We start from the raw sequence: 21,696 nt of genomic DNA, 5'->3' as shown, positions 1-21,696 counted from the left end.
TTGAAATTTTTAATACAAGACACTAAAAAAAAAATAAACATATCTAAATCTATTTTTAATTGTAAATTAAATATTTCATTAGTTCATCAAGTACTTATATCTTTTAATATTAAAAAACATAATGGTAGCAAATCTCAAAAAAATAAATCAGAAGTTATAGGTTCAAATAAAAAACCTTGGCGACAAAAAGGAACAGGGCGCGCTAGAGCTGGTTCTTCTAAAAGTCCAATCTGGCGTTCTGGTGGAGTTACTTTTGCTTCTAAACCTAATAATAAAAAAATAAAAATAAATAAAAAAATGTATAGAGGTGCTATAAAATGTATTTTATCTGAATTAATTAGACAAAATAGATTAATAATTTTAAATAATTTAATAATAGAATTACCTAAAACTAATATTTTTTTAAAAAAAATTAAAAATATTTTAAAAGAAAAAATTTTAATAATTACAAAAAAAATTGATAAAAATTTATTTTTATCTTCTCGTAATATTTTTAATGTTAAATTAAATGATATTAATAATATTAATATATTAAATTTAATTAATTCTGATAAAGTAATAATTACTTTAGATGTAATAAAATATTTTGAAAAAATATTATGTTAAATAAAGAAAAATTAATAAATATTATTTATAATATGCATTTATCTGATAAAACATCTTATTTTATTAAAAATAATAAAACAATTGTTTTAAAAGTTATTAATAATTGTAATAAAAGTGAAATTAAAAAATCTATACAAAAATTATTTAATGTAAAAGTATTATCAGTTAAGACATTATTAACAAAAAAAAAAAAAAGAAGAATAAATAAAAATAATTTTAGTTATACTAAAATATGGAAAAAAGCTTATGTTATATTAAAAAAAAATTATAATTTAAATTCGATTAATAATGTAACATTATAGGAATTATATGACAATTATTAATTGTAAACCTACATCACCAGGTGTAAGACATCTTATAAAAGTAATTAATAAAAAATTATATAAAGGTAAACTTAATAAATCATTACTTTCTAAAAAAAAAAAAACAGGTGGTAGAAATAATTTAGGTCGTATAACTACTAGACATAAAGGTGGAGGTCATAAAAAACATTATAGAATTATTGATTTTAAACGTAATTATGATAATATTATTGGTAAAGTTGAACGTTTAGAATATGATCCTAATAGATCTTGTAATATAGCTCTTATTTTATATAAAAATGGTATTCGAAAATATATTTTAGCTATGAAAGATATTAAAATTGGTGATAAAATTGAATCTGGTGAAAATGTTAATATTAAATTAGGTAATACATTACCTATTTGTAATATTCCAATAGGTTCAATTATTCATAATATAGAATTAAAACCAGGTAAAGGAGGTCAATTAGCTCGAGCAGCTGGAACATATGCTCAAATTATTTCAAGTGATAAAAAATATGTTAATATTAGATTACGTTCTGGTGAAATTCGTAAAATTTTTATGAATTGTCGTGCAACTTTAGGTAGTGTTAGTTTTTCAAAACATATGTTATATTTATTAGGTAAAGCTGGAAAATCACGTTGGAAAGGTATAAGACCAACAGTGCGTGGAACTGCTATGAATCCAATAGATCATCCACATGGTGGTGGTGAAGGACGAAATTTTGGAAAACATCCTGTAACTCCTTGGGGTATTCAAACAAAAGGTAAAAAAACAAGAACTAATAAACGTACTAATAAATTTATTATAAATTTAAATAATAAAAAAAAATAAAAGGAAATATAATGTCAAGATCTATTAAAAAAGGTCCTTATATTGATAAACATTTATTTAAAAAAATTGAAAAAATAAATATTAAAAAAAAAAAATTTTTAAAGACTTGGTCACGTCGTTCAACAATATTTCCTAATATGATTGGTTTAACTATAGCTGTACATAATGGTAAAAAACATATACCAATTTTTATATTAGATGAAATGATAGGTCATAAATTAGGTGAATTTGTAATGACTAGAAATTTTAAAGGACATTCATCAGATAAAAAAATAAAAAACATAAAAAATGGTGATAAAAAATGATTAAAGAAATAATTACTAAACATCGTTATGCAAATTCTTCTGCTCAAAAATTACGTTTAATTTCTAATTTAATTAAAGGTAAAAATGCATTAGAAGCTTTAGAAAATTTAAAATTTAGTTGTAAAAAATCTTCAAATTTAATTAAAAAAGTATTAAAATCTGCAATTTTTAATTATAAAAACAATAATATTAATATTAATTTATTATATATAAAAAAAATTTTTATAGATGAAGGTTCAAGAACAAAACATATAATGCCTCGTGCAAAAGGAAAAACTGATTATATTTTAAAACGTACTAGTCATATTAATATAATATTATCTGTAAATTAATATTAGGAGAATAGTTTAAATGGGACAAAAAGTTAATCCAAATGGTATGAGATTAGGAATAATTAATTCTTGGAATTCGTTATGGTATTCTAATAAAAAAAACTATAGTGTAAATTTATATAGTGATTTAAAAATTAGAAATTTTCTTAAAAGTAAATTAATAAATTTATTTGTTTCAAAAATTGTTATCATTAAAAATATTAAAAATATTAAAGTAATTATTTATACTTCTCGTCCAAATTCAGTAATTAAAAATAAATATAATGTAAAAAAATTATGTGAAAAAATTAAAAAAATTATAAATATAAATATTAAAATAAATATGTTTGAAATTAAAAAACCTGAAATAGATTCAAAATTAGTTGCTAATAATATTAAACTACAATTAGAACAACGTATTATGTTAAAATATATTATAAAAAAAACAATTAAAAATGCTATTAAAAATGGTGCAATTGGTATAAAAATACAAGTAAGCGGACGTATCGGTGGAATAGAAATTGCTAAAACTGAATGGTATCGTAAAGGACGTGTACCTTTACATACTTTACGTGCTAATATTGATTATAATACATCAATAGCAAATACAACATATGGAACTATAGGAATTAAAGTTTGGATATTTAATGGAGAAATATTAGATATTAAATCTTTTTTTAAAAAGCAAATTTTAAAAAAATATAAAATATAAAAAAAATAATTTAATGGAAATTTAAAATGTTACAACCTAAAAAAACAAAATATAAAAAAATGCAAAAAGGACGTAATAGAGGAAGTATAATTAATAAAAATTTAAAATTTGGAATATTTGGTTTAAAATCAATTGAACATGGTAGATTAACTTCAAAACAAATTGAATCTGCTCGTAAAGTTATTAATCGTATAATTAAAAAACAGGGAAAAATTTGGATTTGTGTATTTCCAGATAAACCTATAACTAAAAAACCTTTAGAAGTTAGAATGGGAAAAGGAAAAGGTAATGTTGAATATTGGGTTTCATTGATTAAACCAGGTAAAATTATTTATGAATTAGATGATATATCAGAAGAATTAGCACGTGAAGCATTTAATATTGCTTCAAATAAATTACCAATTAAAACTATTTTTACAAAAAAAAAAAAAAATTATGAAAATAAAAAATATTAAAAATAAAAATATTAAAGAATTATATAATATATTACATATTTTATTATATGAAAAATTTAATTTACGTTTAAAATATAAAAATAAAAAAATTAATAAAAATCATTTAATAAAAGAAAATCGTCGTGATATTGCACGTATAAAAACTTTAATAACTTATAAAAAAGAGTAAATAAATGATTATTAAAAAAAGAATTTATAAAGGTCGTGTAATTAGTAATAAGATGATTAAAACTATTGTTGTTATTGTTGAACGTAAAGTAAAACATTCACTTTATGAAAAATTTATAAAAAAATCAACTAAATTTTATGTTCATGATGAAAAAAATAAATGTAATATTGGAGATATAGTAGAATTTACTGAAAATAAACCAATATCTAAAAAAAAATTTTGGATTTTAAAAAGTATTTTAAAAAAAAATTTTTATAAATAATTATAAATTTAATTAATTTTATTATTTTATAAATTTAAATGATTCAAGAACATTCTATATTAAATGTTGCTGATAATTCTGGTGCTAAAAAAGTTATGTGTATTAAAGTTTTAGGCGGAACTCATAAACGTTATGCAAATATTGGAGATATAATAAAAATTTCTATTAAAGAAACTATTTCAAATAGTAAAATTAAAAAAGGTGAAGTTTTAAAAGCAGTTATTGTAAGAACTAAAAAAGGTGTTCGTCGTATTGATGGATCATTAATTAGATTTGATACTAATTCATGTGTAATTTTAAATAATACTACATTACAACCAATAGGAACACGTATTTTTGGACCAATTACTAGAGAATTAAAAAATGAAAAATTTAAAAAAATAATTTCTTTAGCTTCTGAAGTACTTTAAAAAGGTATAAATGGCAAATAAAATAAAATGTAATGATAAAATTATTATAATATCTGGTAAATATAAGGGTAAACGTGGAAAAGTTTTAAAAATTTTATCAAAAAAAAAAGTAATTATTAAAAATATAAATATATTTAAAAAACATCAAAAACCTATTGCACATATGAATAAATTAGGTAGTATAATTAAAAAAGAATTTCCTATTGATATTTCTAATATTTCAATATTAAATAAATATACAAATAAAATTGATCGTGTTAGTTTTATAATAAAAAATAATAAAAAAATACGTTTATATAAATCAAATAAAAAATATATTAAATAATTTTTAAAAAATGAAAAATTTATATAATTTTTATAAAAAAAAAATTATAGGTTTAATATTTAAAAAACTTAAATTTAAATCATGTATGCAAGTTCCTAAAATATTAAAAATTTGTTTGAATGTTGGATTAGGAGAATCAGGTTTTAATAAAAAAAAAATAGATATTGCTTCAAATAATTTATCTGTTATTTCAGGACAAAAACCAATAATTACTAAAGTAAAAAAATCAATTGCTAATTTTAAAATTAGACAAAATAATTCAATTGGTTGTAAAGTTACTTTAAGAGGTAAACGTATGTGGGAATTTTTAGAAAGATTAATTTTTGTTGCTATACCTAGAATAAGAGATTTTCGAGGTTTATCATTAAATTCATTTGATGGTAATGGAAATTTTAATATTGGTATTAAAGAACAAATTATTTTTCCTGAAATTGAATTTGATAAAATTGATATTATTAAAGGTATGAATATAACAATTGTTACTAATTCAAATTCTGATAATCTTACATATTTATTATTATCATATATTAATTTTCCTTTTAAAAAAATAGGATAATTATGACTAAAAAATCTATTATAATAAGAGAAAAAAAAAAATTAAAATTAATAAACAAATTTATTGTTATAAGAAATGAAATTAAAAAAAAAATTAACAATAATTCATATTCTTTTAATAAAAAATTAAAATATATTTTTAAATTACAATCTTTACCTCGTAATTCTAGTTTATCTAGATATCATAATAGATGTTTTATAACTGGTAGACCAAGAGGATATATTAGAAAATTTGGTTTAAGTCGTATTAAATTTAGAGAATTTGCTATGCGTGGTGAAATACCTGGTTTAAAAAAAGCTAGCTGGTAAAATTATTGTAATTTTGGAGTTATTATGAGTATGCAAGATCCAATTTCAGATATGTTAACATATATAAGAAATGGACAAAATAATAAAAAAAATAAAATTAAATTACCATTTTCTAATATTAAAAAAGAAATTTTAAGAGTATTAAAAGAAGAAGGTTATATAAAAAATTATAAAATAATTAATGAAAATAAATTAAAATTAGAAGTAATTTTAAAATATTTTAATAATAAACCAGTTATAGAAAACATTCAAAGAATAAGTAAACCTAGTTTACGTATATATAAAAATAAAAAAAAAATTCCTAAAGTTATGAATTATTTTGGAATAGCAATTATATCAACGTCTAAAGGTATAATGTCTAATAAATTAGCTAAAAATAAAGGAATAGGTGGTGAAGTTATTTGTTATGTTTATTAAGGATTAATTATGTCACGTATTGCTAAAAAATCAATATTTATTCCTAATGAAGTAAAAATATTTATAGAAAAAAAAAATATTAAAATTATTGGAAAAAATGATGAATTAAAATATAATATTAATGAAAATGTTATTGTTAAAAAAAAAAATAATTTTATTTTTTTTTCTGTTTTTAAAAATAACAAATATTCATGGTCTCAAGCAGGTACTACACGTTCTATAATAAATTCAATGATAATTGGTGTAACAAAAAATTTTACTAAAAAATTAAAATTAATTGGTATTGGTTATAAAGTTGTATTAAAAAATAATATTTTAATTTTTTCTTTAGGTTTTTCACATTTAATTAATTATATTTTACCTAAAGGTATAAAAGTTGAATGTAAAAATGAAAATGAAATTATTTTAAATAGTGCTAATAAACAATTATTAGGTCAAATTGCTGCTAAAATTAGATTATTTCATATTCCAGATTCATATAAAGGTAAAGGAATACGTTATTATAATGAAATAATTAAATTAAAAGAAACTAAAAAAAAATAAAAATGTATAAAAAAATTTCACGTTTAAAACGCGCTTGTTTATCTCGTATAAAAAATAAAAAATTAAAAAAAATTAGATTAGTAGTATTTCGTACTTCTCGTAATATATATGCACAAATAATTTTTAAAAATAAAACATTATTATCTGCATCAACTTTAGAAAAAAAAATTAATAAAAATATTAATTATACTGGAAATAAATATGCTGCAGCAATAATTGGTAAAATTATAGCAAAACGTTGTATTAAAAATGGAATAGAAAATGTTATTTTTGATAAATCTGGATATAAATATCATGGTAGAATTAAAGCTTTAGCAGAAGCTGCCCGTGAATCAGGTTTAATTTTTTAAGGAATTTAAATGAATAAAGAAAAAAAATCTTTTGAATTTAAAGAAAAATTAATTAATGTTAATCGTGTTTCAAAAACTGTTAAAGGTGGTAGAGTGTTTAGTTTTACAGCTCTTGTTGTAATAGGAAATGGTAAAGGAAAAGTTGGTTTTGGATATGGAAAATCTAAAGAAGTTCCTTTAGCAATTAAAAAAGCTACAAAAAAAGCTCAACGTAATATAATAAATATAACATTAAAAAAAAATACTTTACAACACTCTATTAAAAGTAAATATATTAAATCTATTGTATTTATGAAACCTGCTTCAGAAGGAACTGGAATAATTGCAGGTGGTGCAATGCGTGCTGTATTAGAAGTTGTTGGAATTAATAATGTTTTAGCAAAAACATATGGATCAACTAATCCTATTAATGTAGTTAAAGCAACTATTAAAGCTTTATCTAACATGAAAACTTTAAAATATATTTCTGATAAAAGAGGAAAAATAATTTAATAATTTAAGGAATATAAAATGAGTAAAATAATTAAAATTAAACAAATTAAAAGTTCAATAGGGAAAAAACCAAAACATAAAGCAACATTAATAAGTTTAGGGTTAGGTCGTATAAATAAAATTATTAAAATAAAAAAAACTGAATCTATTAATGGAATGATAAAACTTATATATTATATGATAAAAATTTTGGAGTAATTATGTATTTAAATAATTTTATTTTAATTAATAAATACAAAAAAAAAAAACGTTGTGGTAGAGGAATAGGATCTGGTTTAGGAAAAACTTGTGGTCGAGGACATAAAGGTCAAAAATCACGTTCAGGAAATAATTTTAAAAGAGGATTTGAAGGTGGTCAAACACCATTATATAAACGTTTACCAAAATTCGGTTTTATTTCAAAAAAAAAATTAATTAAAAAAGAAATTCGTTTATATGAATTAAATAAAATAAAAGAAAAATATATAAATTTATTTATTTTAAAAAAATATAAAATAGTTGACAAAAAAATAAAATTTGTTAAAATTATTCATAATGGAAAAATAATTAAACCATTTAAAATTATTAATTTATTTATTACAAAAGGTGCACAGAATATTTTAAAAAAAAATGGAGGAAAAATTGAAAACTGAAAAAATTAAAAATATATTTAAAAATTATAATAATAAATTTTTTTATTTAAAAAATAAAATTTTATTTTTAATTTGTATTTTAATAATTTTTCGTATTGGTAATTTTATACCAATTCCAGGTTTTAATATTTATTTTATAAATGATTTTTTATTAAAAAATAATAATTTTAATATATTTGAAAATTTTAATATATTTTTAAAAAATAATATTAATAATTTTTCAATATTTTTTTTAGGTTTAACTCCATATATATCATCTACAATTATTGTACAAATTATTAATTTTATTTATCCTAATTTTAAAAAAAAATATAAAAATTCATATAATATTAATAATAAAATTAACCAATTTATTCGTTATTTAACATTTATAATTTCATTAATACAATCAATTATTATTTTATTAAATTTAAATAAATTTATTTTTTTAAAAAATTTTGTTATTTATAATAATTTTTTATTAAATTTAATTATCTTAATAAGTTTAGTAACTGGTTCTATGTTATTAATGTGGTTAGGTGAAAAAATTAATGAAAATGGTATTGGAAATGGAATTTCTATAATTATTTGTTTAGGAATATTATTTAACATTCCAATTTCAATTAATAATATATTTCAAGAACAATTAAAAAATTTAATTTTTTTAAAAATTATTTTATATATTTTTTTATTATTTTTATTTGTTTTATTTATTATTTTTATTGAATGTTCACAACGTCGTATATCTGTAAATTATAAAAGTAATCAAATTAAAAATAAATTTTATACTTTACAAAATATTTATTTACCATTAAAAATTAATATTGCAGGAATAACACCTGTTATATTTTCTACAAGTTTTGTTTTATTTTTAATTAATTTAATATCTTTTTTATTAATTAAATTTAATAATTTAATATTAATTAAAAATATTATTTTATATTTAAAACCTGGTAAATTAATTTATGTATTATTATATATAAATTTTATTTTAATTTTTAATTTTTTAAATATATCATTATTTTTTAATTCTAAAGAAACTGCAAATAATTTAAAAAAATCAAATGCTTATATATATGGTATTAGACCTGGTATAAAAACTGAAAAATATATTAATAATATAATATCACGTTTAAATATATTAGGTTCTATTTATATAATTATTGTTTGTTTATTTCCAGAAATATTTAAAATATTTAATATATCTTTATATTTAAATGGAACTTCAATATTAATAGTAACTTTAGTTATTATGGAATTTATTTCTCAAATTCAATCATTATTAATGTCAAATCAGTATAATTCTGTAATTAAAAAAACAAATTTAAAATGTTAATTTTAAAAGAGTAAATAATATGAAAGTTCGTGCGTCTGTTAAAAAAATTTGTAGAAATTGTAAAATAATTAAACGAAATAGAGTAATTCGAGTAATATGTAGTTTTTCATTAAAGCATAAACAAAGACAAGGTTAATTTTTAAATTTTTTTTAAAATTAATAAATATTAGGAATAAATATGATACGTATATCAGGAATAAATATTTCAAAAAATAAAAATTTATTAATTGCATTAACATCAATTTTTGGTATTGGAAAATCTAGAGCAAGAAGTATATGTTTATCTTCTAATATAAATGAAAACATTAAAATTAAAAATTTAGATAAAAAACAAATAGATATTATACGTAAATATATTTCTAAATTTATAATTGAAAGTGATTTACGTAGAGAAATTAATTTAAATATTAAACGTTTAATAGATATTAACTGTTATAGAGGAATAAGACATCGTCGTAATTTACCAATTCATGGTCAAAGAACTAAAACAAATGCTAAAACTTGTAAAAAAAAAAATAAAAAAATAAAAAAATAGTTGGAGTTTATTATGAATGTTAATAAAAAAAATAACATTTTAAAAAATAATACAAATGAAGTAAATAAATTTAAAAATAATATAGATAAAATTAATATTAAAAAAAAAAATTTAAATAAATTAAATAATTTTAAAAAAAACATAAATAAAATTAATATTAAAAAAAAAAATTTAAATAAAGTAAATAATTTTAAAAAAAAAATAAATAATTTTAATATTAATAAAAAAAATATAAATAAAGTAAATAATTTAAAAAAAAAAAAAAAAAAAAAAATAAATGAAAATAATATTATTTTAGATGGTATTATAAATATACATGCATCTTTTAATAATACAATTATTACATTAACTGATTTAAAAGGAAACACTTTATCATTTTCATCTCCTGGATTATTTGGTTTTAAAGGTTCTAAAAAATCTACACCTTTTTCAGCACAGATTGCAATTGAAAAATGTTCTAAATTTATGAAAAAACGTGGAATTAATAATTTAAAAATAAAAGTTAAAGGACCTGGTCCTGGACGTGATTCTACTATTCGTACTTTAAATTCTTTAGGTTTTAATATAATTAGTATAGTAGATGTTACTCCAATACCTCATAATGGATGTAGATCTCCAAAAAGACGTCGTATTTAATTATTTTTAAAATAAGGATATATTATGGCAAAATATTTAGGACCAAAACTTAAATTAAGTCGTCGCGAAAATACAGATTTATATTTAAAATCTGGAATTCGTGAAATTAATTCTAAATGTAATATAAAAAAAATACCTGGACAAAAAAAAAATCGTAAAATTAGATTTTCTGAATATTCTTTACAATTACGTGAAAAACAAAAAGTTAAAAGAATTTATGGAATATTAGAAAAACAATTTAAAAATTATTATATAAAAGCAAATAAATTAAAAGGTAATACTAGTATAAATTTATTAAAATTAATTGAATTAAGATTAGATAATATAATTTATCGTATGGGTTTTAGTTCAACTCGTTCTGAAGCTCGTCAATTTATAAGTCATAAATTAATTTTAGTAAATAATTATATTGTAAATATTCCTTCATATCAAGTATCATTAAGTGATAAAATTCAAATTAATAAAAAAGCTATAAATTATAAATGTATTAAATTAGCAATAAAATTATTTAAAAATAGAGAAAAACCTAAATGGTTAAATATTAATCATAAAAAATGTTACGGTACTTTAATAAAATTACCTGATAGATTAGATATTTATAATAATATTAATGAACAATTAATAATAGAATTATATTCAAAATAATTTTATTAAATAAGGAGATTAAAAAATGTCAGAATTTTTAAAAGATTTTATAAAACCAACAATTAAAAAACTTGAAAGATTTTCAAATATGAGTTCAAAAATAATTCTAGAACCAATTGAAAAAGGTTATAGTCATACTTATGCAAATTCAATTAGAAGAGTTTTATTATCATATATTCCTGGTTATGCAGTAACAGAAATTAATATTGATGGAATTTTACATGAATACAGTGTAATTGATGGTATTAAAGAAAGTGTATTAGAAATTATATTAAATTTAAAATCTTTAGCAATAAATATTAAAAATAAAAATACTATAATAGTAAAAATTGAAAAATCTGGTATTTGTAAATTAACTGGTAAAGATATTATGAAAGAAAATAAAAATATTGAAATTATAAATCCTAATATTATTATATGTAATTTAATAAATAAAAATTCTAATATTAAAATAATGATTAAAATAGAAAAAGGTAGAGGATATTTTCCTATAAATAAAAGAAAAAAAACTCCTAAAAAAATTGGACAAATTTTTTTAGATGTTTGTTTTAATCCAGTTAAATGTGTTTCATATAGTGTAAAACCATATATTTTAAAAGATCATGATGATGTTGAAAGTTTAAATATTTTAATAGAAACAAACGGTGCAATTGATTCTGAAATTGCGTTTAAAAAAGCAGCACAACTTTTATCAGAACAATATTCAATTTTTATGGATACTGAAAGTTTTGTTAGAATTTATCCTAATTCTAAAATGAATAAAATGAATCCCATGTTATTAAGAAGTATTGAAGAATTAGAATTAACTGTACGTTCTATTAATTGTTTAAAATCTGAATCTATAAATTATGTTGGAGATTTAGTACAGTGTACTGAAATTGAACTTTTAAAAACACCTAATTTAGGTAAAAAATCGCTTTCTGAAATTAAAAAAATATTAAATAATCATGGTTTATATTTAGGTATGAGAATTGAAAATTGGCCACCATCAAATAAATATAAAATTAAAAAAAAAAATAATTTTTTAAAAGGAAAAAATGAGACATAAAAAAAGTGGGAAATTTTTTAGTAGAACTAGTAGTCATAGAAAATTAATGTTTCGAAATATAATTTGTTCATTAATTAATTATGAAATTATAAAAACAACTTTACAAAAAGCAAAAGAATTAAGACGTTTTATAGAACCTATAATTACAATTTCAAAAAATAATATAATAAAAAATAGAAGAATAATATTTTCAAGAATTCGTAATAATAATATTGTTAATAAATTATTTAATAAAATTGCTCCAAAATATATAAATAGATATGGTGGGTATACACGTATATTAAAATGTGGTTATCGTAAAGGTGATAATGCTAAAATGGCATATATAGAATTAGTAGATAGAAAATAATTATATAAATTAAACATTTTAAAATTTATAAAGTAAAAGGATAATCCTTTTACTTTATAAAATATTTTAATTAATTTATTTTAATTATTTGAAAATTATTAATTATATTTTTTATTTATAAATATTTTTTAATATTTTTTTAGTAACAAAACCCATTTCAATTTCTTTTAATGCAGTTATAAAATATTTTTCATTTTTTTTTTTTATTAAAGATAATTTAATTCCTAATTGTATTTGACGAGCTCTATGTGCTGCTATTATTACTAAATCAAATCTATTACCTATTTTATATATAATTTTTTCAGATATATTATAAGACATTTTTAATATTATTTAAAAAATAATTAATGTCCCCTAGGAGATTTGAACTCCTGTTGCCGCCGTGAAAGGGCGATGTCCTAGTCCTCTAGACGAAGGGGACATAATATAATTATTTATATATTTATAAAATTAAATTATTTTTTTTAAAAAATTAGTCAAGAAATAATTTTATTAGTTTTGATATTTAATAATTTTAAAAAATATTTTTAAATTTAATAATATTTTAAAATAAAGGAAAAAAATGAAAAAAAATATACATCCAAAATATAAAAAAGTTAATTTTAATTGTTCATGTGGAAATATAATTAAAATTTATTCAACTTTATGTAAAAATATAAATTTAGATATTTGTAATAATTGTCATCCCTTTTATACTGGTTCACAACGTAATAATATTTCTGGAAGTAGAATTAATATATTTAATAAACGTTTTAAAAATATTAATTAATTTATATTATAAAATAAATTTATTTAAATCTTCTTTAACATAAAAATTTTTAAATTTTTTTTTAACATATTTTTTATCTATAATAATTATTTTATTTTTTATATTTTCAATATTATATAAAATATCTTCTAATAATATTTCTAATATTGTATGTAAACGTCTTGCACCTATATTTTTTATTTCTTTATTATATATATAAGCAATTTCTGCTAATTTTAAAATACTATCTTTTGTAAATTCAATTTTTACACCTTCAGTTAAAATAAGTCTTTTATATTGTTCAATTAATGAAAATTTAGGTTCAATTAAAATTTTTTCAAAATCTTTTTTTTTCAATGAATTTAATTTTACATATATTGGTAAACGTCCTTGTAGTTCTTGCATTAAATCAGATGGTTTAGAAGAATGAAAAGCTCCTGAAGCAATAAATAAAATATTTTCTGTTTTAATATTACCATATTTTGTTAAAACATTACATCCTTCAATTAAAGGTAATAAATCACGTTGTACTCCTTCTCTAGAAATTTCTGAATTACTATAATTTGAAATTTTACAAATTTTATCTATTTCATCAATAAAAACAATTCCTTTTTGTTCAACGTTATCAATAATTTCTTTATTTATTTTTTTATTTTTAAATATTTTTAAAATTTCTTCTTCTTCAAAAAAAAATAAAATTTTTTTAATTGATATTTTTTTTTTAAAATTATTAAAATTATTTATAATATTTTGTATTTGATTAACAATTTTATTTGTTTTATTATTTATTAAAATTTCATTATTTGTTTTTTTTAAAAATAATTTTGTTTTAATTTTTATATTATTTATTTCATTATTATATAATTTTTTAATTAAAATTTTATATAAATATATTATTTGTTTAAATGTTTTTTTTATAATAATATTTTTAATTAAAATATTTATAATACGTTTTGCTGATAATTTTTTAATTTTTTTTATATTTTTTTTAATATTTTTTTTTTTAACTATTTTATATGAATTTTCAACAAGTTCATGAATAATTGAATCTACTTCTTTTCCTACATAACCAATTTCAGTAAATCTTGTAGCTTCTACTTTAATAAAAGGAGAATTGGTTATTTTTGATAAAATACGAAAAATTTCTGTTTTTCCAACTCCAGTTGGTCCAACCATTAAAATATTATTTGTTTTTATTTTTTTTTTTAATTTTTTTTCAAGATTTTTTATACGCCAACGATTTCTTAAAGCAATTGCTATCTTTTTTTTTGCATTATTTTGTCCAATTATATGTAAATTTAATTTAGAAACAATTTTATTAGATGTCATTTTAAACATATTTTATTTCCTTATATTTAATTTAATTCTTTAATTGTAAAATTATTATTTGTATAAATACAAATATCACTAGCAATTAATAAAGATTTTTTAACTATTTTATATGCATTTAATTGTGTATTTTCTGTTAATATTCTAGCAGCTACTAATGCATATGTTCCACCAGATCCTATAGCAATTATATCATTTTCAGGTTTTATAATATCTCCATAACCAGTAATAATTAAAGAATTTTTTTTATCAACTACAGCTAAAAAAGCTTCAAGTTTTTTTAAAAATTTATCGTTTCTCCAATCTTTTGCTAATTCTACTGCAGCTTTTATTAATTTACCATTATTTTTTTCTAATTTATTTTCAAAAATTTCAAATAATGTAAATGCATCTGCTGTACTTCCTGCAAAACCAGCAATTATTTTTTTATTATACATATATTTTACTTTTTTAGAATTTGATTTAATTATTGTATTTCCTAATGTAGCTTGTCCATCTCCACCCATCACTGTTTTACCATTTCTACGTACACTTATAATAGTTGTCATATTAACCTTATATTTTTTTAAAATAATTTAAAATTAATAAATAAAATTAATTAATTTTAATTTAGTTTTGAAATATTTAAAATTTTTAAAAATATTTTTTTAATTTCATTTAATAATTTTAAACGATTAACACTTAATAATTTATTTTTGTCCATAATTAAAACATTTTTAAAAAAAATATCAATTATTTTATTAAATTTTATATATTCTTTAAATATATCTTTATATTTTTTTTTATTTATTAAATTTTTAATTTTTTTTTTTAAAATATTTATTTTTTTATATAATTTTATTTCATATTTTTTTATTAATAGTTTTTTATTAATTTTATTATTTAAAATTTCTTTTGTTTTTTTTAAAATATTTAATATTCTTTTATTAGAAAAAATTAAATTTTTAGATTCTTTAAAATTTAAAAAATATTTAATTGATTTTAAAATTTTAATAAAATTTAAAATATTTAAAAATTTATTTTTATTTATAGATTTAATAATTTTTTCTGAATATCCTTTTTTAATATATAAATAACAAAATCTTTTAAATATATAATTAATAACATCATTTATTACATTATTATTATTTAATTTATTTCCATATAATAAAATTGATTTTTTTATAATATTTATAAAATTTATTTTTATTTTATTTTTTATTATTGTATTTAATATATTTGAAACACAACGTTTAATTTCAAAAGGATCATTTTTTTTTTTTGGAAAATTTTTAATTCCAAAAATTCCAACTAAAAAATCTATTTTATCAGAAATTATTAATAATGATGTTAATTTATTAATTTTTTTATTTAAAAAAATTTTTTTTTTATTTATTGAAATAGAAATTATTTCAGATTCTTTATAATAATGTAAATAATACATTCCTATTATACTATGTAAATTAATATTTTCATAAACTATATTAGTTAATAAATCACATTTAAAAAATAAACTAGAACGTATAATATAATTTACATTTATATTATTTTTAAATAAAAAATAAAAAGATAAAATTTGATTTCTAAAAGTTTTTTCATATAATGAACCTAATTTTTTTTTAAAAATTATATATTTTAATTTTTTTAAATTATTTTCTAAAGGTTTTTTAAAATCATTTTTTAAAAAATTATTAATTTCATTAAAACGTGAATTTAAAAGATTTTCATTATCTTTAATAATTATATTACTATTAATTGATTTAATATTTATTATTAAAATAAATTTAGAAATTATTTTTTTTTTATTATTATAAATTGGAAATATTTTTTGAGAATTTTTCATAATATTAATAAGTAACTCTATTGGACATTTTAAAAAAATTTTTTTAAAATGTCCAATTAAAATTACAGGCCATTCAACTAATGAAGTTACTTCATTTAAAAGATTTTTATCAAAATCAATATTTTCTTTTTTTTTTTTAATTTTAAATAAAGATTTTTTAATAATTAAAAATTTACGAATATTATAATCTGCTATTACTTTACATTTTAAATATAAAATATTTGGATATTCATTAACATTTTTAATATTTATACTTTTTTTACTCATAAAAAGATGTCCATACAATTTTCTTTTAGATTTAATTCCAAAAATATAAATTGGAATTATATTATTATTTAACATAACTATAATATTACGGATTGGACGTATAAAATAAAAATTATTATTATTCCATCTCATTTTTTTAAAATTGTTTATTTTATTTAATGAATTATTAATTATTTTAATTATTTTTTTTTCAAATATTTTTTTTTTATTTTTATTATTTTTTAATATATTATCAATTTTTATTTTTTTTTTTTTATAATTTAAAATAGTTTTATTTATTTTTAAATTATTTATTTTAATTGCTAAACGACGTAATGTTGAATATAAATAAATTTTATAATATTCAATTTTATTTTTTTTTAATTCTTTAATAAAATTTAAAAAAAAATTTTTTGAAATTTTAATTAATAATTTAGAAGGTAAATCTTCTGTTCCTATTTCTATCAAAAAATTTTTTTTTTTCATTTTTTTTAATATTATTTTTTTAAATAAAAATTACTATATATTTTTGCAACTTTTTTACTTAAATTTCTTATATTAAGAATATATCTTTGTCTTTCTGTTGATGAAATAGCTTTTCTAGAATCTAAAATATTAAATATATGAATAGATTTTAAAATATATTCATATGCAGGTATTGGAAGAGGTTTTTTAAATGTTAATAATCTTATTATTTCTTTATTATATTCTTTAAAACAAATTTTTAAAAAATCTATATTAGCATATTTATAATTATATTTAGAATATTCTAATTCATTATTATAAAACATTTCACCATAAGTTATTTTACCAAATTTTCCAATATTCCAAACAATATCATAAATATTATATATTTTTTGAATATACATAGCAATTCTTTCTAATCCATAAGTTATTTCAACAGTAACAGGATTACAATTTAATCCTCCCATTTGTTGAAAATATGTAATTTGTGTTATCTCTAAACTATTTAACCAAACTTCCCAACCTAAACCTGAAGCTCCTAATGTTGGATTTTCCCAATTATCTTCAATAAAACGAATATCATAAATATTTAAATTTAAACCTAAATTATTTAATGAATTTAAATATAATTCTTGTATATTATTTAAAGGTGGTTTTATAATTACTTGTAATTGATAATATCTTTGTAAACGATAAGCATTTTTACTATAACGTCCATCAGTAGGTCTACGTGATGGTTGCACATAAACTGCAGATATTGGTTTTTTCCCAATAGAATTAAAAAATGTTATTGGATGTGTTGTAGCAGCACCAACTTCTAATTCTAATGGTTGAATTATAGTACAACCTTTTTTAAACCAATAATTTTTTAATTTTATTATTAAATCTTGAAAAGTCATTTAAAATTTTAAAAATATTTAAATATTTAATAATTTTAAATTATTTTTATATTTAAATTAAATTATTAATATAATTATATTTATATATTTTTAAAAATTTTATATAAATTAAATAATATAATTATTTAAAATTTAATAATTTTATAATTATTTATAAATAATATTTTGAAAAAAAAATATCATATTTCAGTTTTATTAAAAGAATCAATAGAAAATTTAAATATTAAAAAAAATGGTATTTATATTGATTCTACATTCGGTTGTGGTGGTCACTCTAAAATGATTTTATCAAAATTAGGAAAAAAAGGCAAATTATTTTCATTTGATAAAGATCCAAAAGTTATTTATTTTATAAATAAAATAAAAGATAAAAGATTTTTTTTTATTAATCAAAATTTTTCAAATTTACATAAAATAAAATTGGAAGGTAAAATAAATGGTATTTTATTTGATTTAGGTTTATCTTCTTTTCAATTAGATGATCCTAAAAGAGGATTTTCTTTTATTAATAATGGACCTTTAGATATGCGTATGAATCAAAAAGAAAAAATAACAGCATTAAAATGGATTAAATCAACTAATATTAAAAAATTAAATTTTGTATTAAAAAATTTTGGTGAAGAAAAAAATTCAAAACGTTTAGCTAAAGCAATATATGAATATAATAAAGTAAAACCAATAAATAATACTAAAGAATTATCTAATTTAATTAAATTAAATTATAATCAAAATAATATAAAAAATAAACACCCTGCAACACGTAGTTTTCAAGCAATTAGAATATATATTAATAATGAATTAAAAGAATTAGAGTGTGCACTTAAATATTCTTTAAAATTACTTTCTAATAAAGGAAGAATATCTATTATTAGTTATCATTCTTTAGAAGATAGAATTGTTAAAAATTTTATTAAATTTAATAATATTAAATATATTAAAAATAATAAAAATATTAAAAAAAATAAATTAAAATTTATAGGTAAATTTAGACCTTCATTATTTGAAATTAAAAATAATTATCGTTCTAGAAGTGCAATACTTAGAATAGCTGAAAAAATATAATTTTAAATTTTTAAAAAATATTTATTATTTATAAATTTTTTAAAAAAATAAAAAATTTATTTATATTTTAAAATTATTAATAATTTTAAATATGATATATAAAATAATTAAAAAAATATTAAATAAAAAAAATTATAATTTAAAAAAAATTTATAGAATTATTAAAAAAATTAATGATTTAGAATTATATTATAAAAATTTATCAAATATAGAAATTAAAAAATTTACTAAAAAATTTAAAAAATATTTAAAAAAAGGTAAAACTTTAGAATATATATTACCAGAAGTTTTTGCAATAGTTCGTGAAGTTAGTAAAAGAATTTTTGGTATACGTCATTTTAATGTTCAATTATTTGGTGGTATAATTTTAAATAATAGATGTATTGCAGAAATGAAAACAGGAGAAGGTAAAACTTTAACATCAACTTTACCTATTTATTTAAATGCTTTAACTGGTTTAGGTGTACATGTTATAACAGTAAATGAATATTTAGCAAAACGTGATTTTGAAAATAATAAATTTTTATTTGAATTTTTAGGCTTAACAGTTGGAATAAATTTATCAAATATGTCAATAGAAGAAAAAAAAAAAGCATATTTATGTGATATTACATATGGTACTAATAATGAATTTTGTTTTGATTATTTACGTGATAATATGATATTTAAAAAAATATTAAAAGTACAACGTTGTTTAAATTTTGCTTTAATTGATGAAATAGATTCAATATTAATAGATGAAGCTAGAACACCATTAATAATATCTTCTAGTTTAAAAAATATTTCTAAAATATATTATAAAATTAATAAAATTATATTAATTTTAATTAAAAAAAATAAAAAATTTAATAATTATAAAAAAAAAAATTTTTTTATAATTAATAAAAAAAATAATGAAATATATTTAACTGAAAATGGATTAATATTAATTGAAGATATTTTAATTAAAAATAATTTAATTAAAGATAAAAAATCACTTTATTTATCAAAAAATATTTATTTAATGTATCATATAAATAATGCTTTACGTGCTCATTTTTTATTTAATAATAATATTGATTATATTATAAAAAATAATAAAATTGAAATTATTGATGAACATACTGGAAGAATTATGAATGATAGAAAATGGTCAGACGGTTTACATCAAGCTATTGAAGCAAAAGAAAATTTAAATATAAATAATGAAAATCAAATTTTAGCTTCTATTACATTTCAAAAATATTTTCTTTTATATAAAAAATTATCTGGAATGTCAGGAACTGCATTTTCTGAATATAATGAATTTAAAGAAATATATGATTTAGAAACTATTGTAATACCTACTAATTGTAAAAATATTAGAAAAGATATGCCTGATAAAATTTTTTTAACAGAAAACGAAAAATACAATGCTATAATTAAAGAAATTAAAAATTATAAATTAAATAATCAACCTATTTTAATAGGTACAACATCTATAAAAAATTCTGAAAAATTATCAAAAAAATTAAATAAAAATAATATTAAACATCAAGTATTAAATGCTAAATTTCATTTAATAGAATCTGAAATAATTTCAAAAGCTGGTAAAAAAGGTTCAATAACTATAGCAACTAATATGGCTGGTCGTGGTACAGACATTATATTAGGTGGAAATTATAAATTTAAAATTAATAATTATATAGATAATAAAAAAAAAATATATTGGAAAAAAAAACATGATATAATTGTTAAACTTGGTGGTTTACATATTATAGGCACTGAAAGAAACGAATCTAGACGTATTGATAATCAATTAAAAGGGAGATCAGGTAGACAAGGTGATCCTGGTTCTACACAATTTTATTTATCATTAGAAGATACTTTAATTCGTATTTTTTCTTCATATAATATATCTAATTTAATATATAAATTAGGATTTAAGAAAAATGAATTTATTGAAAATAATTTAATAACAAAAATAATTAAAAATGCTCAAAAAAAAATTGATCATAGAAATTTTCAAATTCGTAAACAATTATTAGAATATGATAATATTATTAATGAACATAGAATTATTTTTTATAATAAAAGAAATAAAATTTTAAATACTTTAAAAATTTATAAAATAATTAATAATATTAGAAAAGATGTAATAAAATCTATAATTAATCAATATATTTATAGAATATTTTTTTTTAAAAAAATAAATTTAATAAATTTAGAAAAATTTTTAAAAAAAGAATTTTTTTTAAATTTTAAATATTTAAAAAAAATAAATAATAAAAAAAATAAAATTAAAATATTAAAATACATTTTATTAATTTTTAAAATTAATTATATTGAAAAAGAAAAATTAATAGGTTTTAAAAATATGAGAAATTTTGAAAAATATATTACATTAAAAATATTTGATTTATTATGGAAAGAATATTTATATTTAATAGATAATTTAAAAAAAGGAATTTATTTATTTATTTATTTACAAAAAGATTTAAAACAAGAATTTGAACGTGAATCTTTTTATATTTTTTTAAATATTTTAGAATCTATTAAATATGAAATATTTTATATAATTACAAAAACAAATTTTATTAAAATATAATAATTTATTTTTAAAAATTTTATAAATTTTTATTATTTAAA

At 16.9% G+C, this 21,696-nt stretch carries 34 protein-coding genes and 1 tRNA gene; 29 read left to right on the top strand and 6 right to left on the bottom strand.

The features are described 5' to 3' along the window. The 26 genes from rplD to rplQ all read left to right on the top strand — a co-directional run bounded on the left by rplD (position 1) and on the right by rplQ (position 12,518). Complete coding sequence (gene rplD / locus ACMCL3_RS00705) at positions 1-606, top strand: 50S ribosomal protein L4 (protein ID WP_412728671.1); 606 nt, start codon at positions 1-3, stop codon at positions 604-606. Continuing rightward, the gene (gene rplW, locus ACMCL3_RS00700) at positions 600-908 is read left to right on the top strand and encodes a 50S ribosomal protein L23 (RefSeq protein WP_412728670.1); all 309 of its coding nucleotides are present in this window, start codon (positions 600-602) and stop codon (positions 906-908) included. The genes rplD and rplW overlap by 7 nt, the downstream gene beginning before the upstream one ends. 7 nt (positions 909-915) lie before the next feature. Beyond that, complete coding sequence (rplB, locus tag ACMCL3_RS00695) at positions 916-1,743, top strand: 50S ribosomal protein L2 (protein WP_412728669.1); 828 nt, start codon at positions 916-918, stop codon at positions 1,741-1,743. An 11-nt stretch (positions 1,744-1,754) separates the two neighbouring features. After that, positions 1,755-2,048, top strand: a complete 294-nt coding sequence (gene rpsS / locus ACMCL3_RS00690; protein ID WP_412728668.1) for a 30S ribosomal protein S19 — start codon at positions 1,755-1,757, stop codon at positions 2,046-2,048. Beyond that, on the top strand, positions 2,045-2,380 hold the full coding sequence (rplV, locus tag ACMCL3_RS00685) for a 50S ribosomal protein L22 (protein WP_412728666.1): 336 nt from the start codon (positions 2,045-2,047) through the stop codon (positions 2,378-2,380). Before rpsS ends, rplV begins: the two co-directional genes overlap by 4 nt. 19 nt (positions 2,381-2,399) lie before the next feature. After that, the gene (gene rpsC / locus ACMCL3_RS00680) at positions 2,400-3,071 is read left to right on the top strand and encodes a 30S ribosomal protein S3 (RefSeq protein WP_412728665.1); all 672 of its coding nucleotides are present in this window, start codon (positions 2,400-2,402) and stop codon (positions 3,069-3,071) included. 26 nt (positions 3,072-3,097) lie between these two features. Beyond that, the gene (gene rplP / locus ACMCL3_RS00675; protein WP_412728664.1) at positions 3,098-3,526 is read left to right on the top strand and encodes a 50S ribosomal protein L16; all 429 of its coding nucleotides are present in this window, start codon (positions 3,098-3,100) and stop codon (positions 3,524-3,526) included. Then, a complete protein-coding gene (gene rpmC / locus ACMCL3_RS00670; protein WP_412728663.1) occupies positions 3,507-3,695 on the top strand; it encodes a 50S ribosomal protein L29 in 189 nt (62 codons plus the stop codon). The genes rplP and rpmC overlap by 20 nt, the downstream gene beginning before the upstream one ends. 4 nt (positions 3,696-3,699) lie before the next feature. Further along, positions 3,700-3,957, top strand: coding sequence for a 30S ribosomal protein S17 (gene rpsQ, locus ACMCL3_RS00665; protein ID WP_412728662.1), 258 nt, complete (start codon positions 3,700-3,702; stop codon positions 3,955-3,957). 38 nt (positions 3,958-3,995) lie between these two features. Continuing rightward, on the top strand, positions 3,996-4,367 hold the full coding sequence (rplN, locus tag ACMCL3_RS00660) for a 50S ribosomal protein L14 (protein ID WP_412728661.1): 372 nt from the start codon (positions 3,996-3,998) through the stop codon (positions 4,365-4,367). Between the two features lie 10 nt (positions 4,368-4,377). Then, positions 4,378-4,692 carry a 50S ribosomal protein L24 gene (gene rplX, locus ACMCL3_RS00655; RefSeq protein ID WP_412728660.1) on the top strand — a complete coding sequence of 105 codons (315 nt, stop codon included), beginning with the start codon at positions 4,378-4,380 and terminating at the stop codon, positions 4,690-4,692. 10 nt (positions 4,693-4,702) lie between these two features. Then, on the top strand, positions 4,703-5,248 hold the full coding sequence (rplE, locus tag ACMCL3_RS00650; RefSeq protein WP_412728659.1) for a 50S ribosomal protein L5: 546 nt from the start codon (positions 4,703-4,705) through the stop codon (positions 5,246-5,248). A gap of 2 nt (positions 5,249-5,250) precedes the next feature. Further along, positions 5,251-5,556 carry a 30S ribosomal protein S14 gene (gene rpsN, locus ACMCL3_RS00645; RefSeq protein WP_412728658.1) on the top strand — a complete coding sequence of 102 codons (306 nt, stop codon included), beginning with the start codon at positions 5,251-5,253 and terminating at the stop codon, positions 5,554-5,556. A 24-nt stretch (positions 5,557-5,580) separates the two neighbouring features. After that, entirely contained in the window at positions 5,581-5,973 is a 393-nt protein-coding gene (rpsH, locus tag ACMCL3_RS00640) for a 30S ribosomal protein S8 (RefSeq protein ID WP_412728657.1), read from the top strand. A 9-nt stretch (positions 5,974-5,982) separates the two neighbouring features. Beyond that, positions 5,983-6,516 carry a 50S ribosomal protein L6 gene (rplF, locus tag ACMCL3_RS00635; protein WP_412728656.1) on the top strand — a complete coding sequence of 178 codons (534 nt, stop codon included), beginning with the start codon at positions 5,983-5,985 and terminating at the stop codon, positions 6,514-6,516. A 2-nt stretch (positions 6,517-6,518) separates the two neighbouring features. Further along, the gene (gene rplR / locus ACMCL3_RS00630) at positions 6,519-6,866 is read left to right on the top strand and encodes a 50S ribosomal protein L18 (protein ID WP_412728655.1); all 348 of its coding nucleotides are present in this window, start codon (positions 6,519-6,521) and stop codon (positions 6,864-6,866) included. A gap of 9 nt (positions 6,867-6,875) precedes the next feature. Beyond that, positions 6,876-7,358: a 30S ribosomal protein S5 gene (gene rpsE / locus ACMCL3_RS00625; protein WP_412728654.1), complete on the top strand. Its 483-nt coding sequence runs from the start codon at positions 6,876-6,878 to the stop codon at positions 7,356-7,358. A gap of 18 nt (positions 7,359-7,376) precedes the next feature. Then, a complete protein-coding gene (rpmD, locus tag ACMCL3_RS00620; RefSeq protein ID WP_412728653.1) occupies positions 7,377-7,556 on the top strand; it encodes a 50S ribosomal protein L30 in 180 nt (59 codons plus the stop codon). A 2-nt stretch (positions 7,557-7,558) separates the two neighbouring features. Further along, positions 7,559-7,990: a 50S ribosomal protein L15 gene (gene rplO, locus ACMCL3_RS00615; protein ID WP_412728652.1), complete on the top strand. Its 432-nt coding sequence runs from the start codon at positions 7,559-7,561 to the stop codon at positions 7,988-7,990. Next, positions 7,980-9,305 (top strand): preprotein translocase subunit SecY, encoded by a 1,326-nt coding sequence (secY, locus tag ACMCL3_RS00610; RefSeq protein ID WP_412728651.1) that lies wholly within the window; start codon positions 7,980-7,982, stop codon positions 9,303-9,305. Before rplO ends, secY begins: the two co-directional genes overlap by 11 nt. A gap of 19 nt (positions 9,306-9,324) precedes the next feature. Further along, positions 9,325-9,441, top strand: a complete 117-nt coding sequence (gene rpmJ, locus ACMCL3_RS00605; protein WP_412728650.1) for a 50S ribosomal protein L36 — start codon at positions 9,325-9,327, stop codon at positions 9,439-9,441. 42 nt (positions 9,442-9,483) lie between these two features. After that, a complete protein-coding gene (gene rpsM / locus ACMCL3_RS00600) occupies positions 9,484-9,840 on the top strand; it encodes a 30S ribosomal protein S13 (RefSeq protein WP_412728649.1) in 357 nt (118 codons plus the stop codon). Positions 9,841-10,071: 231 nt separating this feature from the next. Further along, complete coding sequence (rpsK, locus tag ACMCL3_RS00595) at positions 10,072-10,476, top strand: 30S ribosomal protein S11 (RefSeq protein ID WP_412728858.1); 405 nt, start codon at positions 10,072-10,074, stop codon at positions 10,474-10,476. 24 nt (positions 10,477-10,500) lie between these two features. Next, the gene (rpsD, locus tag ACMCL3_RS00590; RefSeq protein WP_412728648.1) at positions 10,501-11,121 is read left to right on the top strand and encodes a 30S ribosomal protein S4; all 621 of its coding nucleotides are present in this window, start codon (positions 10,501-10,503) and stop codon (positions 11,119-11,121) included. 25 nt (positions 11,122-11,146) lie between these two features. Further along, positions 11,147-12,169, top strand: a complete 1,023-nt coding sequence (locus ACMCL3_RS00585) for a DNA-directed RNA polymerase subunit alpha (RefSeq protein WP_412728647.1) — start codon at positions 11,147-11,149, stop codon at positions 12,167-12,169. After that, the gene (gene rplQ / locus ACMCL3_RS00580) at positions 12,159-12,518 is read left to right on the top strand and encodes a 50S ribosomal protein L17 (protein ID WP_412728646.1); all 360 of its coding nucleotides are present in this window, start codon (positions 12,159-12,161) and stop codon (positions 12,516-12,518) included. Before ACMCL3_RS00585 ends, rplQ begins: the two co-directional genes overlap by 11 nt. 111 nt (positions 12,519-12,629) lie before the next feature. On the opposite strand, the gene rpoZ is transcribed toward rplQ, so the two are convergent. Further along, the gene (gene rpoZ / locus ACMCL3_RS00575; RefSeq protein WP_412728645.1) at positions 12,630-12,839 is read right to left on the bottom strand and encodes a DNA-directed RNA polymerase subunit omega; all 210 of its coding nucleotides are present in this window, start codon (positions 12,837-12,839) and stop codon (positions 12,630-12,632) included. Positions 12,840-12,866: 27 nt separating this feature from the next. Next, positions 12,867-12,939, bottom strand: a tRNA-Glu gene (locus ACMCL3_RS00570). A 141-nt stretch (positions 12,940-13,080) separates the two neighbouring features. On the opposite strand from ACMCL3_RS00570, the gene rpmE reads away from it, so the two are divergent. After that, positions 13,081-13,287 (top strand): 50S ribosomal protein L31, encoded by a 207-nt coding sequence (rpmE, locus tag ACMCL3_RS00565; RefSeq protein WP_412728644.1) that lies wholly within the window; start codon positions 13,081-13,083, stop codon positions 13,285-13,287. A 6-nt stretch (positions 13,288-13,293) separates the two neighbouring features. Here the strand turns inward: rpmE and hslU are convergent, their stop codons facing one another. From hslU to glyQ, 4 genes are read right to left on the bottom strand one after another with little or no spacing between them, the layout of a single operon-like run. Beyond that, entirely contained in the window at positions 13,294-14,604 is a 1,311-nt protein-coding gene (gene hslU / locus ACMCL3_RS00560; protein WP_412728854.1) for an ATP-dependent protease ATPase subunit HslU, read from the bottom strand. 17 nt (positions 14,605-14,621) lie between these two features. Next, the gene (gene hslV, locus ACMCL3_RS00555) at positions 14,622-15,143 is read right to left on the bottom strand and encodes an ATP-dependent protease subunit HslV (RefSeq protein ID WP_412728853.1); all 522 of its coding nucleotides are present in this window, start codon (positions 15,141-15,143) and stop codon (positions 14,622-14,624) included. Between the two features lie 56 nt (positions 15,144-15,199). Continuing rightward, complete coding sequence (glyS, locus tag ACMCL3_RS00550; RefSeq protein WP_412728852.1) at positions 15,200-17,149, bottom strand: glycine--tRNA ligase subunit beta; 1,950 nt, start codon at positions 17,147-17,149, stop codon at positions 15,200-15,202. Positions 17,150-17,160: 11 nt separating this feature from the next. After that, positions 17,161-18,027: a glycine--tRNA ligase subunit alpha gene (gene glyQ / locus ACMCL3_RS00545; RefSeq protein ID WP_412728851.1), complete on the bottom strand. Its 867-nt coding sequence runs from the start codon at positions 18,025-18,027 to the stop codon at positions 17,161-17,163. Between the two features lie 165 nt (positions 18,028-18,192). Here glyQ and rsmH point away from each other — a divergent pair, with 165 nt between their 5' ends. Together rsmH and secA are read left to right on the top strand one after the other, a co-directional pair. Next, positions 18,193-19,089: a 16S rRNA (cytosine(1402)-N(4))-methyltransferase RsmH gene (gene rsmH / locus ACMCL3_RS00540; protein WP_412728850.1), complete on the top strand. Its 897-nt coding sequence runs from the start codon at positions 18,193-18,195 to the stop codon at positions 19,087-19,089. 91 nt (positions 19,090-19,180) lie between these two features. After that, positions 19,181-21,655 carry a preprotein translocase subunit SecA gene (secA, locus tag ACMCL3_RS00535; protein ID WP_412728849.1) on the top strand — a complete coding sequence of 825 codons (2,475 nt, stop codon included), beginning with the start codon at positions 19,181-19,183 and terminating at the stop codon, positions 21,653-21,655. Positions 21,656-21,696 lie beyond the last annotated feature (41 nt).

The organism is Enterobacterales bacterium endosymbiont of Anomoneura mori (assembly GCF_047159375.1).
In the GTDB taxonomy this organism is placed as follows: domain Bacteria; phylum Pseudomonadota; class Gammaproteobacteria; order Enterobacterales; family Enterobacteriaceae_A.
Note: the sequence above shows the minus strand (reverse complement) of the source record. Positions and strands in the feature narration are given on the sequence as shown.